Annotated in this window: 16 protein-coding genes; 3 read left to right on the top strand and 13 right to left on the bottom strand. The window is 39.2% G+C overall.

Translation table 11 applies throughout. From position 1 onward, the window contains the following. Window positions 1–219: 219 nt before the first annotated feature. Window positions 220–858 (top strand): lactate utilization protein, encoded by a 639-nt coding sequence (locus tag DXB15_RS02425; RefSeq protein ID WP_118701921.1) that lies wholly within the window; start codon window positions 220–222, stop codon window positions 856–858. A gap of 201 nt (window positions 859–1,059) precedes the next feature. On the opposite strand, the gene DXB15_RS02420 is transcribed toward DXB15_RS02425, so the two are convergent. The 7 genes from DXB15_RS02420 to DXB15_RS02390 form a co-directional block, all read right to left on the bottom strand. Next, window positions 1,060–2,769: a lysozyme inhibitor LprI family protein gene (locus DXB15_RS02420; RefSeq protein WP_118701920.1), complete on the bottom strand. Its 1,710-nt coding sequence runs from the start codon at window positions 2,767–2,769 to the stop codon at window positions 1,060–1,062. A 57-nt stretch (window positions 2,770–2,826) separates the two neighbouring features. Continuing rightward, window positions 2,827–3,510, bottom strand: a complete 684-nt coding sequence (locus DXB15_RS02415; protein WP_158582177.1) for a zinc ribbon domain-containing protein — start codon at window positions 3,508–3,510, stop codon at window positions 2,827–2,829. A 77-nt stretch (window positions 3,511–3,587) separates the two neighbouring features. Next, a complete protein-coding gene (locus tag DXB15_RS02410) occupies window positions 3,588–4,298 on the bottom strand; it encodes a YARHG domain-containing protein (RefSeq protein ID WP_118702033.1) in 711 nt (236 codons plus the stop codon). Window positions 4,299–4,312: 14 nt separating this feature from the next. After that, on the bottom strand, window positions 4,313–5,062 hold the full coding sequence (locus DXB15_RS02405) for a zinc ribbon domain-containing protein (protein ID WP_158582176.1): 750 nt from the start codon (window positions 5,060–5,062) through the stop codon (window positions 4,313–4,315). A gap of 1 nt (window position 5,063) precedes the next feature. After that, complete coding sequence (locus tag DXB15_RS02400; protein WP_118701917.1) at window positions 5,064–5,801, bottom strand: zinc ribbon domain-containing protein; 738 nt, start codon at window positions 5,799–5,801, stop codon at window positions 5,064–5,066. A gap of 19 nt (window positions 5,802–5,820) precedes the next feature. Continuing rightward, complete coding sequence (locus DXB15_RS02395; RefSeq protein ID WP_158582175.1) at window positions 5,821–6,324, bottom strand: zinc ribbon domain-containing protein; 504 nt, start codon at window positions 6,322–6,324, stop codon at window positions 5,821–5,823. 37 nt (window positions 6,325–6,361) lie between these two features. Further along, window positions 6,362–7,045: a zinc ribbon domain-containing protein gene (locus DXB15_RS02390; protein ID WP_118701915.1), complete on the bottom strand. Its 684-nt coding sequence runs from the start codon at window positions 7,043–7,045 to the stop codon at window positions 6,362–6,364. A 228-nt stretch (window positions 7,046–7,273) separates the two neighbouring features. Between DXB15_RS02390 and DXB15_RS02385 the strand changes: the two genes are divergently transcribed. Further along, the gene (locus DXB15_RS02385) at window positions 7,274–7,525 is read left to right on the top strand and encodes a helix-turn-helix domain-containing protein (protein WP_118701914.1); all 252 of its coding nucleotides are present in this window, start codon (window positions 7,274–7,276) and stop codon (window positions 7,523–7,525) included. Between the two features lie 97 nt (window positions 7,526–7,622). Here the strand turns inward: DXB15_RS02385 and DXB15_RS02380 are convergent, their stop codons facing one another. Both DXB15_RS02380 and argS read right to left on the bottom strand, forming a co-directional pair. Continuing rightward, on the bottom strand, window positions 7,623–8,993 hold the full coding sequence (locus DXB15_RS02380) for a diguanylate cyclase domain-containing protein (protein WP_118701913.1): 1,371 nt from the start codon (window positions 8,991–8,993) through the stop codon (window positions 7,623–7,625). Window positions 8,994–9,106: 113 nt separating this feature from the next. Further along, on the bottom strand, window positions 9,107–10,873 hold the full coding sequence (argS, locus tag DXB15_RS02375; RefSeq protein ID WP_118701912.1) for an arginine--tRNA ligase: 1,767 nt from the start codon (window positions 10,871–10,873) through the stop codon (window positions 9,107–9,109). Window positions 10,874–11,207: 334 nt separating this feature from the next. Between argS and sigG the strand changes: the two genes are divergently transcribed. Beyond that, window positions 11,208–11,990: an RNA polymerase sporulation sigma factor SigG gene (gene sigG, locus DXB15_RS02365; RefSeq protein WP_118701911.1), complete on the top strand. Its 783-nt coding sequence runs from the start codon at window positions 11,208–11,210 to the stop codon at window positions 11,988–11,990. A 163-nt stretch (window positions 11,991–12,153) separates the two neighbouring features. Here the strand turns inward: sigG and srtB are convergent, their stop codons facing one another. The 4 genes from srtB to DXB15_RS02345 form a co-directional block, all read right to left on the bottom strand. Further along, window positions 12,154–12,948: a class B sortase gene (srtB, locus tag DXB15_RS02360; RefSeq protein ID WP_118701910.1), complete on the bottom strand. Its 795-nt coding sequence runs from the start codon at window positions 12,946–12,948 to the stop codon at window positions 12,154–12,156. Window positions 12,949–13,297: 349 nt separating this feature from the next. Continuing rightward, on the bottom strand, window positions 13,298–14,791 hold the full coding sequence (locus tag DXB15_RS02355; RefSeq protein ID WP_109215490.1) for a L,D-transpeptidase family protein: 1,494 nt from the start codon (window positions 14,789–14,791) through the stop codon (window positions 13,298–13,300). Between the two features lie 60 nt (window positions 14,792–14,851). Next, window positions 14,852–15,592 carry an RNA polymerase sporulation sigma factor SigE gene (gene sigE / locus DXB15_RS02350; protein ID WP_109215489.1) on the bottom strand — a complete coding sequence of 247 codons (741 nt, stop codon included), beginning with the start codon at window positions 15,590–15,592 and terminating at the stop codon, window positions 14,852–14,854. 176 nt (window positions 15,593–15,768) lie between these two features. Continuing rightward, window positions 15,769–16,539, bottom strand: coding sequence for a sigma-E processing peptidase SpoIIGA (locus DXB15_RS02345; RefSeq protein WP_118701909.1), 771 nt, complete (start codon window positions 16,537–16,539; stop codon window positions 15,769–15,771). Between the last annotated feature and the right edge of the window lie 50 nt (window positions 16,540–16,589).

Below are 16,589 nucleotides of genomic sequence, written 5' to 3'. Positions count from 1 at the left end.
CTGTAGTCTAATATACTACACCCATACAAAAAAAGTCAAACCGCTGGTGATCACATTACATGACTTTTTGCAAAAAGTTTGGCTTTTCTAACACTTCTCACATCACTTGACTTTCTCTCCTGATTGGTTCACTATACTTTTATACATAATGTAATGTCTCAATGATTTTAAAAATTTTCACTTTCAATCATTGCTACATTTCAGCAAGGAGGTTATTTTATGACACCAAAACAAAAATATTATAAAGTTGCCGCAGAAACGATTTTGAAAAGCATCGAGCGACGCGGTTACGAGGGATGCTACTGCGAAACCAGTGAGGAAGCGGTAAAAAAGGCTCTTTCTTATGTAACACCGGGTTCCAGCGTATCTTTCGGCGGTTCCATGACTATGAACGAATGTGGTCTGATGGATGCTCTGCAAAAAAGAGAGGATATCACCTTACTGGATCGTTCCAAAGCCTGTTCCCCTGAAGAAATCAAAGAGGTTTACCACAAGGCTCTGTCCTGCGATTATTATTTTATGAGTACAAATGCTATCACATTAGATGGTCAGTTAGTTAATACAGACGGCACCGGAAATCGTGTAGCTGCTTTGATCTATGGACCGGAAAATGTAATCATCATCGCCGGTATGAATAAAGTTGCTGCCACACTGGAAGAAGCAGAATCCAGAGTAAAAAATATCGCTTCTCCGCCAAATGCCATCCGTCTGGACCGTAACACACCATGTGCACTGACCGGAAGCTGCCATGACTGTTTTGCAGAAGGATGTATCTGCAGCCATACAGTTATCACACGTAGAAGTGCTATCGAAGGACGTATTAAGCTGATTCTGATTGGCGAAGAACTGGGATACTAATAAATATATCATAAACACTATTTCAAAAAGCTGGAATCATTTTTCTCAACAAGACCTTTCTCGTCTAAAGAAAAATAATTCCAGCTTTTTATTATACACTTAGAATCTTATTTACCGACTTTTCTTCATATTCTATTTTTTACAAATTCATCTTTATCGCCAGCTTAATAAAAACGAATCATTTATATCTAATGTTCTACCTTACAAATAATTTTTTAATACATAAACTCTATCCCGCGTCAAGTCTGCTCCTGTCATATTTTCTTCCATAGGGCGCATTGAACCACCTTCATATTCCTGTCCTACTTTTTCAATTTCACTGTCTTTATATTTTATCCAATCATTTTCCTCATTTTTCAATTGTTCCATCGCATCAGCATCCAGACTTGTTTTCAAACGTGACCAGATAGAGTTCAATTCATCATCCCATAACTTTCGCAGTTCCGCTGAAGTCTGATTCATTGTTGTCTGATCCATCGCATTAGAAAGTCTTTCTTCTATTTCCGCTGCTTTTTCTTCTATCTCGGTCAATTCGCGATCAATGTCTGTCCCGGTCGTTGATGTATCTGTAGAATCTGATACATTCTCCTGCACATTTACTTCTGAAACCTTTACATCTTTTAATCGCTGTATAACATCATCTTCCTTCGTATCCACCTGAATATTCAACCGTTTTCTCAAAGTTTCATAAACATTTTTCAGTTCCTCTATAGATGTGATGATTGACTCTGTGCCGTAATCAGACAGCGCATAGTTTTGAATTTTGTCAGAATCCAGCCATTTCTCGCATGCGCTTGTATAGGTACTCTCACTTACCGTTCTATCATCCACAGAATACACTGCGTCAAATCCGGTAGTTCCTATTGTTTTTAATTTTTCAAAAGAATCATTTTGATATCCATATATAATATCTTTTTCATACAGATCAATAATTTTTCCATCAATCAAATAAAATTGATCATCTTTAGATAAAACAGAGATTTTTGTCGTATCATGAACACCAGCTGTAACAAATCCATCTCCGAATAGCAGTTTATGTACTTCATCTTCTTCATATCCATAAACTTCTTCCACATATTTACTACCATCCGACATTTGATAAGCCACAACTAATTCTTCCTGACCATCATTATTGAAATCTACTAATTTAGCAAAGCACAGACCGGAACAGGAGATAAATGTTCCCATCTCATCTGTTTCTGACGTAAAATCAGCTTCTCCCTGAGATTTTTCCAATTCCTGAAGTTTATTATAATATCCCCAGTTCATCAAGTAAAAATCTCTTAATTGTTCCACTTCATTTTTGTCCTTCGCATCATCTAACATTCCAACTACTTCATCGGCTGCTGTTTTAATCTTTTCCGTATCTCCTGTTTTTCCATAATAATCAATCTTATCTTTATAGACATCCTTTGTCCCATCCAATACTGCTCCTGTATTCTTGTATTCCTGAACAATAATACCAGTTACTGTATCATAGGTTTCTTCAACTGCATCCGAATTTTCTGTTGCAATATAAGCTTTTGCTAACTGACGATATGGTTCGACCTGCTTTGGATCAATAGAAATAGCCTGCTTATATTTTGCAATTGCCTGATCGTAATTTTCTTCTTCCATATATTTTTGAGCTGTTTTTAATGTTTTTTCATATCGTTTTTCAGGATGTGACATTACTGACAGATATGCAGCTATTGCAACTGCTATTAATACACAAACACTCAGCAGTAATATCGCAATCTTTTTCCCCTTTTTCTTTGCAGGCTGCATTGATTCTGTGCTATTTTTTCTTCTGTTTTTTGTTTCTTCTTTTTTCTTTCTTCCTTCAGTATGATTTACCATTAAATCCAATCCACATTTTCCGCAAAATCTTGCTCCTTGTGGATTTTCATAACCACAATTTGTACACTTCATTTTAACTCCTCCATATCCCGTATCTACGATTATGTGCAGATATATAGTGCTTTCTTTTTATAAACGTTGTCCGCACTTTGTACAGAATTTTGCATTCTCCGGTAATTCATTTCCACACTGTGGGCATAAATGTTTCTGATTTTCCAGTTTCTGTTGCTGTACCGGTATCTGAAGTTTGTCCTGATATTGTCTCTGTATTGACTTAACCGGCTGTTCCGAATAAATAATACGAGTATCTTTTTTTCTTTTTTTATCCGGCAATGCAATTGCCAGCAGTGAAACCGCTATATTTACTACAAAAATACCGATCCAGATATACACAAGATTTCTGTTAATTTCAAAACTTTCACCTAAAGTTTTATTTAATTTCAGTACCTGCTCCATCTGACCCATTTTTTGTTTCATAAACAATACAGAAAAAACAATCACGATATTAATCAATACAGACAATATCACTGTTGCAAAATATGGTGCATCTTTTTTCAATAGCACTGACAAAACAGCTCCCACTAACGCTGCAAACATCGCCCCCAGTATCACATATCCCAACAACGACATCTGGCTCTGCGGTAAATTATCAACAATCCGAGAAATCTCCTCTGTTCGTTTATTGCCAAATCCGATCTGAACCAGATCAAACAATCTCAACTGTAACCTCTCCCATCCCATAAATGGGACAAAATACATCACGACAGATGCAAGAAAAAGAATTGCCGTCAGATATTTCGCTTTTGTTTTCATTATCATTCTCCCATTTTTATTCCTTCTAAAAATTGCTTTTTCCTATGAAATATAAACCCTATTACTGACAATATTTATTATGATTTTCTCCAGCCTTTAGAAACTTCATATTTCACGATCAGATCAACATTTGCTTTTTCTATTTTTGAAAGTGTATCATCCGTCGGCTGATATGCAGCATCCGGTTGATACCAGCTTTTAGCCGAAAAATAATTCTGATAATCTTGATTCTGGAATACATACCCATGACGCGCATAGACTTCATTTCTTGCTAGTGCTACTTCTTCCTGCGTCAATCCCCACAAATCAGATTCACTGATATACTGTGTATCTGTCGGTAAAATATATTCATCTGTGGATATCACCTCGTTTTGATCTCCCTGCGTAACATTATCCTGCGGTACATTCTGTTGCTTATTCTGTAATGTTGTATCTGTATCTTGAGTTGATACATCTGTTTTCGTCTTTGTTTCCTTATTTTCAGAATCAGCAGATACTTCTTCCTGACTATTTTTTATTGTTGCTACAGAATTATCATTGTTGTTTTGCTGAAATATCCCTGCTTTCCATATAATTCCTGCTGCAAATGCAATCACAAGAACTACTATTGCTGTCTTAAATTTTTTTCCTTTTTTTGTTTCTCTCATGTACTCATCTGTATCATCCTGATCATCAGTCCAGACAGTTCTATTCTTGAGCTGTTTATTCTGAATCTGTTCTTTTCCACATATTGTACAAAACTTCGCATTTTCCGAAATCTCATGCCCACAATAAATACAAAACTTCATTTTATCCAAGCTCCTTAAAACCGATGTCCACAATTAACGCAGAACAACATATCATACTCTACTGCCGCTCCACACTCCGGACAACACTTCTTTTCTTCCTGTCCGCCTGCAAAATCAGTCGTTTCTTCTTCCCATTCAACGTTCTGTGGCTGCATCACACTTTGTTCCTGCTCTACATTCTGATTTTCCTGTGATTCCACCTTAGTTCCACAACTCATGCAAAATATTGCACCTGCCTGTAATTCTGCTCCACATTCTCTGCAAAACTGTTTTTCCTCAACTGGCATACTCGGTTCCTGTATCTGTAGTTCCATTTTATGACCGCACCGGGTACAAAAAAGCTGCCCCTCATCCACAGGACTTCCACACTCTGAGCACACATTACCAGAATATGTCATCTGTGCTACCGGAATTAACCTGACTCCACAACTTTTACAAAATGCCGCATTTGCATCTACATCCATTCCACAATTCGGGCATGAAACCACACCTTTTAAAATTCTGATTTGTTTTTTATTAGCTTCGATCTGGCGCATACTTTCTTCAATTCGATTAAATAAAACTGCAAACTCTTCGTCAGGAAATGCCTGCGCATATTTTTGGAAATAACTTCTTCCGATTTCTGTATAAATTGCCACAATTCCTTTTTCTAATTCTGTGATTGAAGAATTTAATCTTGTGATTTCTGCAAATTCTTTTGTCTTCTGGATTGCTCCCTGTCCTGTTTTTGAAATTTTCTTTCCTAATTCATCATAAAATGCCATTTTACTTGTACTCCTCATTTGCTATAAAAAGATTTGCATACACACCTATTTGCTTATCCATTGATTTTGGTTTTTCCATCGTAAGACGCCACTCACCATCTATCTGTGCAATATATATCGTTTCATCATAATCCTTTTCATGTGTCTCTCCATCAACCGTCTCATAAGTAATATCCGTATGCACATCTACTTTCACCATCCTCTTGATGTTTATTTCTAATCCATAGTTTTCATATGAATCTTCTACCTCATTAATATCTTCTCTGTCTCCAGTGTTTTCATCATCAATGATTACATCAACGGAACAATCATCTATATTTTCAAACTCTGCTAATACCTTCTTTTTGTTTGTGTGCTCTGATGATCTAAATTCATCTGGATCAGTTTTTCCATCCGAAATATCTTCTGAAAGGACTTCATAATATTCATCTATCCATAAATCTGAAAGGACTTTCCAATCCATTTTTTCTGTACCATTTATATACTGTTTTATAACTTTTTTATATCCAAATTTAATATCGTATACGTGACTTCCAACCAAAAATACTCCGATAACCACCACAATTGCAATTATGGCTTTCCACAACTTTTTCTTTCCTTTATTTTTCACAGCGCCAGTCATTGAATTAATTTCCGTATTGAACGGACTGCCTTTTGTATCCTGTCTGACCGGCGTTCCACATTTGCCACAAAACATAGCATTATTTTCTAGTTCGTTTCCGCAATTTTTACAAAACATATTTTCATACTCTCTCTTTCTATTTCATCATTTTATTTCCACATTTCGGGCAAAAAACAGCATCCTCATCTGCGGGGCTCCCGCACATACCACAAAATATTTTATTATTATTTTTAGAAGAAATACTATCCGACTTTTCTGTATCTATAGAACTGCCACACTGTGGACAATTTTTTGTAGTAGCCATCAGGCGCACTCCACATTTAGGGCAGTTTACAAAACCACCATTCATTGATTCTAAATTCATATTTTGCATTGGGACTTGAACCCCAGCATTTTGATTCATACTATTTTTGACAAAGTTTCCTACCAAACCAATGGCAGAACTGATAATAAAAGCTATTCCGCACCATTTAATTATTAAAATCTTCCACTCATAATCAGTATAAGGCGGACGCCATGTGTACCCCCAAGAACTTGCCCGCTCATCCTGTGCATATAAAATCATAACAATCCCAACTACAATAAAAATCGTTGCCCAACAAATACTTCCCATATTAATTTTACTATTATTGTTGTTCATCTTTCTCTCCTCTGCAAACACACTATAAACGTTATTACTATAAACTTGATAACCCCGGACGGTGAACATACCATCTTGTTCCAATTTTCACACAGGCAATTGTCGCCGAGTATGTAGTCTCACTTTCTGAACCACTGGCATCCATTGATACTTTAATAAGTTTTGCTGCCTTCACTGATTCTCCATCATAACCATATTCATGTTTTAATTCATACTGTACCTGTGCAATCGTATCTGTATCACTCTCTGCCTCTACTTTTGCAGAATATTTTATTTTAAATTTCTTTCCACATTGATTTTCAATATCTTTCCGGTGATCTTTTGCAAAATCTAGCAAATCCTCTTTAAATCCAGCATCCGTGGAATACCAGCCATTAGAGCCTACCATGTAATCAATATAATCCGGTGCCAACACTTTGTAATAAGCATCCATATCACATTCTACTGTCGCTTTGCATGCCTTTATTGCCACTTTTTCAGCTGAATTCCTATTTTTTAATAAAACAATAAGCAATACAATTACAATGACAATGATCAGAATACCTAATATTTTTTTAATACCAACATTTTTGTTTTTTACAATCTGGTTATTCTTTCCATCCCAGGAATAACCACCTTTTCCATAAGAAATACTCGATGTTTTCTTTTCTATTGGTGCTCCACAATTACCACAGAATATAGCACCTTCCTTAACTTCTTTTCCACATTTTCCGCAAAACATATTTCTCCCCTCTCTCGTGTTTATTTCATGATTTTACTCATATTCAGAACAATCATTTTTCTCTTTTGTCTCTCCGAATTACCATTTCATGAATTTATGTACTTAGTTACCCGTGTACGGGTATATTTTATCATTATCTATTTATTTTTTCAACCCGTATACGGGTAAAACATATTTTTATCCCTGTTAACATATCCTTAACAAAAATAAATAATGGGGAACAATTGAATGGAGTACTCAAACTTATATGTAATGCGAATAAAAACTCTTTGTAAACAACGGGGCATCAGCATAAACAAATTAGCTACAATGAGTGGCGTAAAGCAATCTACTTTAGATAATATTATTCGTGGTCAAACACATAATCCCAAAGCCAGAACGCTTCACAAAATTGCCATCGCTTTTAATATGACATTAGCAGAATTTCTCGATTTTCCAGAATTGAATGCCTATTGTTTTGAAGATGATTCTGAAGATTAAAAAATATTTATATGCACAAAAAAAGTTTTACACATCTGTTTTCATAAAACGTTGTGTAAAACTTTTTTCATCTAAAACTATCGTTTTTACTTTTTTATTAATCAACGGACGGCTCATTCAAACCATCATCAATGCAAAAACAAGCTCTTCCATTTGCTTTTGCCTCATACAGCACACGATCCGTCTCTGTAAGTAACGTCTTTATCTCTTCCGGGAATTTGAAATGATAGGCACCGATACTGCTGCTCACTTTGACATTCTCCCAGATTCCGGAAATATCCTGTAAAAACTGTGTCAGCTTCTGTTCCAGCATTTTTCTCGGCATATCCTCTTTCAGTATCATCGCAAATTCATCACCACCGACTCGTCCAACCGCACCATAATCCTGAAATGTACGTTGCAAATGCTGTGCAAATTTTCGCAAGATCTCATCTCCTGCAGAATGTCCCATACTGTCATTGATATGTTTAAAGTAATCCAGATCTAAAAACAGGAACCATCCATATTTTCCCTCTTCTGTTTTCTGGCATTGGGTACAGTAATGCAAAAAGAGACGTCTCCCCATAATTCCAGTCAGAGCATCAATTTCTCCTGTATATTCCCGATACTTCATATAACGATAAACCATAGCAATTACCAGCAGCAAAATGAAGTACAATGCAAGCATAGACATCAAAAACTGCGCCTGTAAATGCATAATATCTGATTGAATGACTGCTGTCACATCGACTTCATGCACATTTAGCATGTATGTCATACGATTTGCAAAATAGACCGTTGACAGCACTGCCATACACAAGACAAAAGCGCCAATAATCCCCAGAATCCGATTCACCTTTGATGACCAGTACGGATTATTTTCCGATTCGTTCACAGCATCTTTGTATTTTCCAACGAAACTGCTGTTATAAAACCGATCCGCCAGTAACACGAGTACCATACATAAAACAGCAACGATACAATCATTTCTCTCAATCTTAAATGTACTGTTTCCTGAAAATACATACTCCCTGAAAAACAATCCCATTGCACTGTATACAATGATTCCATGCATTTTACCCGCAATCAGTGCAGCCACACCTTTCCAGATCATCGGATGTTTTCCGTTTTTTGCCAAATGGAATACGCACCCAATCAGAAATCCAAATAACACTCGCGTTCCCACGCTTAAAATCAGACTTCCCAACGGATTTGTACTCTGAAACGGCGAAAAAATCATATCCATCGGCATGACATAAGACGAGGATGCTTTATACATGCTTCCCAGTCCGAAAACCAGACCTGACACCGTTGACTCCCCGATTCCAAACAGACATGCAATTATCACGATCGGAATATATGCTGTCGTAACAGAAATCGGCTCCACGTGAATATAACCAAGGAACGTAAAGGACATGATAATTTCCAGGGCAATTAATAATCCGAATATGTATCTTTCAAATTTCATATATTTCCAGTTCTTTTTCATTTTCAGTTCCTTACTTTAAGCAAAAATCCCCGTGTTCTCCTAAAAGTCCACGGGGAATATCTACGTAAAAATATAGTAATCACAAGTTTATCAGCTTGTCAGAATGATTGTACTTACATCTTCTCCGGTGCATCGAATCCAAGAACATCGATACATGTCTCAAGAACATCTCTGGTCAGCTCTAACAGACGGATATAACCAGCCTGCACAGCCGCATCCTCTTCTACCATAATCTTTGTTTCATGATAGAAATGGTTCAACGCATTTGCCAGTCCGTAAATATATGCACAGATCTTGTGCGGTGCAAGTTCCTCTGCTGCATTTGTCATTACTTCATTAAAACGTGCCAGCTCCAGCATCAGGTTCTTCTCGCTTGCAGAATGTGCTGCCTGAATGGTGTAATCTGCTGCTGATTTTCCGCTCTCTGCGTATTTTTTCAAAATAGATTTGATACGCACGATGGTATACAGGATATATGGACCTGTATTTCCCTCGAAGGAGATAAATCGGTCAATATCAAAGATATAATCTTTGGAAGCCTGATTGGACAGATCTCCGTATTTGATAGCAGATAATGCAACCTGTTTTGCAGTCTTTTCTGCTTCTTCTTTTTCCATGGTGTTGTTCTCGGCAATTTTCTGATACATCTCATTCTGGATGTCCCCAACCAGTTTTTCCAGACGCATAACGCCACCCTCACGGGTTTTAAACGGTTTGCCGTCTTTGCCATTCATGGTACCAAAGCCGATAAATTTCAGTTCTGTGTTGTCATCTACCAGACCTGTTTTCTTTGCACAGCGGAATACCTGTACAAAATGAAGCTCCTGACGTTTGTCTGCCAGATATACCATCTGATCCGGATGATAATCTTTCATACGCCATACGATAGTTGCAAGGTCTGTGGTTGTATACAGAGATGCTCCGTCTGATTTTAAGATCATACATGGCGGGATCTCTTTTGCATCGGTCTCCTCGCTGACATCAACAACCAGTGCGCCCTCGCTCATATATGCAAAACCATCTTTCTTCATCTGTTCAGCCATTGGTGCGATGTATGGATCTGCATCGGACTCGCCTTTCCAGAGGTCGAAAGAAACGTTTAAGCTGTCATAGTTTTTCTTCAGATCCGCGATGGATACAGACAGAATGTGTTTCCACAGTGCGATGTAACCTCTTCTGCCTTTCTGAAGTTCAAAAGTAGCCTGCATTGCTGCTTCTTTGTAAGCTGCATCTTCTTTTGATTTTCCACTTGCAGTCGGATAAATCTCCTCTAACTCAGAGATGGTAAACGGTGCTTCCTCCGGATATTCTCCTTCGTATGCCTCGTCAAAATAAACCAGCTCCGGTTTACGCTCATGAAGCTCTGTAATGATGAGTCCCATCTGAAGTCCCCAGTCACCAAGGTGAACATCACCGATGACATTGTGACCGATGTAACGGCTCATACGTTTTACGCTCTCACCGATAACTGCGGAACGAAGATGTCCGACATGCAGCGGTTTTGCTACATTTGCTCCACCGTAATCCACGATGATGGTCTTCGGCTCTGCTGTCTTCTCGCAGCCGTAACGCTCATCTGCCTGCATTTCACGCAGATACTCTGCCAGATATTCCTCAGATAATTTCAGGTTCAGGAATCCCGGTTTTACAGACTCTACCGATGCAAACATCTCCACATCCTGCAGACGTGCTGCCACGTCATCTGCAATCATAAACGGTGCTTTTTTATACTGTTTTGCAGCAGCCATGGCTCCGTTACACTGGAACTCACACAGATCCGGTCTGTTAGACAATGTAACTTTGCCGAATTTTTCTTCGTATCCGGCTTCCACAAAAGCTTTTGTTACCTCAGCGGTAATATTATCTAATAATTTTTTCATGTGTACCTCCCGGTTTCAATCTTTCTAATTGACAATTGTTTTTATTCTAACATCATTTTTAATGTTGTGCAACGACCTGAGCCACATTTTTAAACCTGAACCGCATTTTGTAACTAAGATCACATTCCATCCCAAACAACCGTTGCAAATCACTTTTGTACCCATTAGCATTCTCACAAAAAACAACTGTATTCTTTTTCCCAATTTTACCATTCTTTGTTTTTCCATCTTCGGAATAATTTTTCTGTTTTGGTGCAAGCTGTTAATACATCAGATGTAAAATGCCAAGGGCATTCTTGAATTTGCATCAAACAATTCCGGAGGTAACCCATACATGCCAGCATACAAAGTCGAAATCTGTGGTGTCAACACATCCACGCTCCCTGTTTTGAATGAAAACCAGAAAAAAGAACTATTTACCCGCATCCGGCAGGGTGACCAACAGGCTCGGGAAGAATACATCCGCGGTAATCTCCGCCTTGTTTTAAGTGTGATCCGCCGTTTTTCCGTCTCCAACGAAAATGTGGATGATCTGTTTCAAATTGGCTGCATCGGGCTGATCAAATCCATCGACAATTTCGATCCTACTATGGAGGTAAAATTTTCCACCTATGCCGTTCCCATGATCATCGGGGAAATCCGACGCTATCTCAGAGACAACAACAGCCTGCGTGTCAGCCGCTCCCTGCGAGATACCGCCTACAAAGCCATTCATGCCAGAGAGCTTATGACCAAAAAAAACAATCGGGAACCCACACTGGATGAAATCTCCAAAGAAATTGATATTTCCAAAGAGGACATCACCTATGCACTGGATGCCATCCAAACACCGGTCAGTCTCTATGATCCCGTTTATACAGACGGCGGTGAACCACTTTACGTCATGGATCAGATCAGCGACAAGAAAAACAAAGAAGATCGCTGGGTGGAAAATCTCTCACTCAGCGATGCAATGAAACGTTTGAATAAACGCGAAAAACATATTATAGATCTGCGCTTTTTTGAGGGTAAAACCCAGATGGAAGTAGCTAAAGAAATTCATATTTCTCAGGCACAGGTCAGCCGACTCGAAAAATCCGCGTTAAAAACCATGCGAAATTACCTCATGACAACCTAAGTGCTCTATGGTGGCGCAAAAATTTACGAAAAGCTCTGTGTAAAACAAGAACTTCTGCAATTTTTTTCAAGGAGCGATTGTTAGCGACTGAAACAAATTGCAGAAGTTCTTTCAAAAAATTAAATTGTAAATTTTAAGCCACCCTAAAAGTCCCAAAAAACTTTTAATGTGTTTTCACATCGACCAGTGCTCCATGAACCACGAAACGTTTGGTCTCCCCAGCCTTACTACAGGTAGACAGCGTCACCACTTTATCCTCCTTGGTCGGATGAATCCCCGTATCTTTCATAGAGGAAGCAACCATCTTATCGATCATTGCCTGCCAGCTGTCATCTGCACCGTAACCAACAGTATAGATATCACTGTCCTCATCCACATCATAGTAGGAGAAAATCTGATACCGGTACACTTTATCCGCGGTATAAACATTAAAAAACTGATTTTTTTCATAAAATCCTTCATCGTTTTTATAACGCTTAAGGTCACCGAACATCGTGGTATTTCTCATATTATGTCCGTAAATAATGGAATGATAATCGGAAAAATCCGGATTATTCAGTCCCTCCAGGAAAATACAGCCCGCAATATGATAGTTTCCGTAAATATCGCTTCTCAGATATTTGGAATCATCCCCGGAATACAATACCGGATAGCTGATATGTACATCATCGAAATTGTCAAACCGCAGCCATGCCATAATATCCGGATTTTCTTTTTTCAGCGCATCAAACTGGATTCTGGTATCATCATTCCAGTCATCCTCTGTCACGGAGCTTCCATCCGGATTGACCACATAGGTTTCTTCCAGTTTTTCAAATGTCTGCTCGGATTCCTGATAGTCCTTGTAGATCTGAGCAATTTTGAAAAGTGCAAATGCCATGACTGCCAGTGCGATCACAATAATCACCAGTGTCAGCTTTCCACCTTTCTTTTTCTTCGGATTTTCTGCTTTTTTCATACGTTCTCCTTACATTCCAAAACCTCTGTTTATCATACATCAAAGCCCGAAGTCCATATCAGGTAGAAGTTCAAGTCGAACGCACGTGAGACTTGGTGCGTGATTCTGGTCAGCGCAAGCTGACATCTTCTTTTCAGAATCACTGCACTCTACACTCCGTTCCGGTCGGCGCAAAACCATTGTCTCCCAGACAATGTGCGCCCTCGCGGAGCATTTATCTCAGTCGGAGATTGAACTCCCACTGAGAAACACTTGTTACTACTCACCACTTGCAGAAGTGGGAGTCTCAACTCAGACTGAGATGAATCTCTTCCACTGACATAAACTTGTTTTCCACATCTGATGGAAATTAATAAACTACAACCGGATAACCAATTTTGACATTCTCATAAATGGTTTTCATGGCACTGTACGGTGTATTGACACAACCATGAGAACCACGTGTCTTATAAATACTTCCACCAAACTCACTTCTCCATGAAGCATCATGGATTCCGACATCTCCATTAAACGGGAGCCAGAAAGAGACTTCTGAATTATAATCCTGACCCTTAAGAGTATAGTTTGTCATACGCGCATCAATTGCCCATACACCGCCGGACGGTGTGCTGTGTCCGGCTGATACATTTCCGGTTACAACCGGTGTGGATACAATACATTCCCCGTCTTTGTACAGCCACATGGTCTGTGCCGCAATGCTTACCTCAATATAAGTACTGCCAAGGTCATTCGTATCACGGCAGACACCACTATACAGATATACAGGCTCTACCGTCTCTTTTGCCCCCTGCAAAACCAGTTCCTTTAACTGCGCAACCGTTTTCTTTTTATTGATACACCAGCCATAATCACCGCCTTTCAGTGTGATTGTCTGACCATCATGTGTTTTGAACTGTCTGCTCAAACCAAACGTATCATATTTCAATCCAAGCTGATGTACATATTCCGTAATTTTATCCTCATCCAAATCAAAGGTATAATCATCACCAAATGTAATCCAGTCTGCGATTACGGAGCTATCCACCACCTCTGTCCGATCGCCAAAATCATAGGTAATCTCTGCGACAAGCATTTTATTTGCATCATCGCATTCCTGTTTTAATTTTTCATCATCCTTGTATACACTCGGTTTTACATAACAATCCTGGTTATCCAATGAAACCTCAGATGCTCCCTCACTGACAGCGGTCTCGATCACCTGCTCTGCCTTATTGACATCCAGCTGATTTCCATGTGTCTCATCCACGATCTTGAATTCCCCATCGGAATATTCCAGATGTGCATCTGTCGGAGCTGTCATGTTCTCATCCTGCATGCAGGAAAGTTTCTGGATCTCATCATCCAATTTCTGCTCATCTACGGAAATATCCAGATCAATTTCTTCCTCTGAAGTCGCTGCCATCAAAAACCACAAAAATGGTTTTTCTTTTTTAAACAAATCATCCAGTTCCTTTTTGTCATCATATTTCAGTCCGATATCCGATGCATTGATGGTCTCCTCCCCATCTCTGGCGGATACCGTAAGTGTGTAGGCATTCATTTTTTCTTCGATTTTTTCCTTGACAGATGCCACACTTTCATTGCGCAGAGCAATTCCGAACGCTGTTCCCTTTGAATAAAAATGTTTGCTGTAATACACGGTTCCTGCAATGTAGATCACGATTGCAGCCGCAATAATCAGATATAAAATTCTGCGGAAACGTTTCTGACTTGTTCTCTGTCTTTTTAATTCCTGTCTTAATTTTGTCTTTTGCACGATTCTTACTTCCTTTGTATCTAATTTCAATTTACCCTGTCTTTTTGGCTTAATCATCTCATATTGTAACTCATTTTTATTTTTCATCAACCTTTCCGGCAAAACTTAATAAAATTGTAACCTTTTCTTCTTATTTACCCAAGTGGGTTATTCATAACGGGTAATTTCTTTTTTCAACCGCTTCATGATCTTTTTTTCCAGACGTGAGATATAAGACTGGGAAATATTCATCTGATCTGCCACTTCTTTTTGTGTATACTCTCTGCCACCGGGTGTCAGACCATAGCGAAGTTCAATGATATTCTTTTCCCTTGGAGAAAGCTTGTCGATGGCACGTTTTAACAGCTTTTTCTCCACCTCTACTTCCATATCTTTATAAATAATATCATCCTCTGTTCCAAGAATATCAGAAAGCAGCAGCTCATTGCCGTCCCAGTCGACATTTAACGGTTCATCAAAAGAAACTTCCATCTTCATCTTGCTCGTCCGGCGAAGATACATGAGAATCTCATTTTCAATACAGCGTGACGCATAGGTGGCAAGTTTGATATTTTTTCCCGGATTATACGTGTTGATGGATTTGATCAGCCCGATCGTGCCAATGGAGATCAGATCCTCCACCCCGATTCCCGTGTTATCAAACTTCTTTGCTATGTATACAACCAGGCGCAGATTATGCTCAATCAGCCGTTTTCTGGCTTCCTCGCCGCCCTCCTCCGTTCCAAGCAGCATGATACACTCATTCTCATCCTCCCGTTCTAACGGTGCCGGAAGCACATCCGTGCCACCGATATAATGAATATCATTTGACTGCAAAAACAGCAGATTCTGCACAGTTGGTATTAATTTCAGTTGGAATTTTCCAGGTACGGAAACTTTTAAATACATACTTATAGATCCTTTCCATGCTCTTTTCTTTTTCTCCTCTTCTCTTACTTCCAGAGTGCCTCTGCACTCCGGTTGAAAACTATATCCGTTCAAGTCGAACGCACGTAAGACTTAGTGCGTGATTTTGGTCAGCGTAAACTGACATATTCTTCTCAGAATCACTGTAATCTGCCCTCTCATCTGATATAGCCTGCATGTAAAAGCATTTGTACCTTCGGATTCTGCATAATCTCCCCGGTATGCAGACCAATCTCCGGCTCCTTTATCTCCGTTACCGTACCTTTCTGATAAATCTTCATTTTATCCAACATCACAATTTTCAGTTTTTCTTTTTCTGTGCCGATCGTGTGACAGGAAATCTCTTTTTGTATTGTTCGGTCAGCAGCAAATTGCGCTAACACTTCCTGTTGCAAAATACAGACCGGCCTTCCCGTCAGTGGATCTCTCAGCAGATTTCCGGTATCGCAATAAGCATCTACCGTGACATGTTCTGTCCCTGCCCACAGTTCCACCCGACAGATCTGCTGGATGACACGCCGTCGGATCTGATAGATACAAAACAAAAGTGCCGCTGCCATCCCGGACAACAGGATTTCCAATGTACTGCTTCCAAGCAACACCCCAATACTGTTCTGCACCCCACCCATCACAAACAAAATCAGATAAATGGTCAAAAGCGTGCGTAAAAACCGCCCTCGGTCTTTTGCCCCAAATACCCCAAACGTCATCAGCGGATGGATTACCATATGTAAAATGATACTGTAGACCAGATATTTTTTCAGCAGTATCAGCAACACTGTGGAGCCTGTCACCCCTGCCACACAGACTGCCAGACAACGTCCCAACCGTAGTCTGTCGTTGAGCAAAAGCGCCGCGGCAAACATGGCACTCACATCCATCAACAGGTTTGTTAAAAGAAAAACATCTGCATACCATTCATACTCCACTTGTCACCTCCCTGAACAGTATACAAAAAACTCCGCGATTTTTTTGTCGA

The organism is Roseburia sp. OM02-15 (assembly GCF_003481835.1).
Lineage (GTDB): Bacteria > Bacillota > Clostridia > Lachnospirales > Lachnospiraceae > Eubacterium_I > Eubacterium_I ramulus_A.
This window is presented reverse-complemented; position numbering and strand designations above follow the sequence as displayed.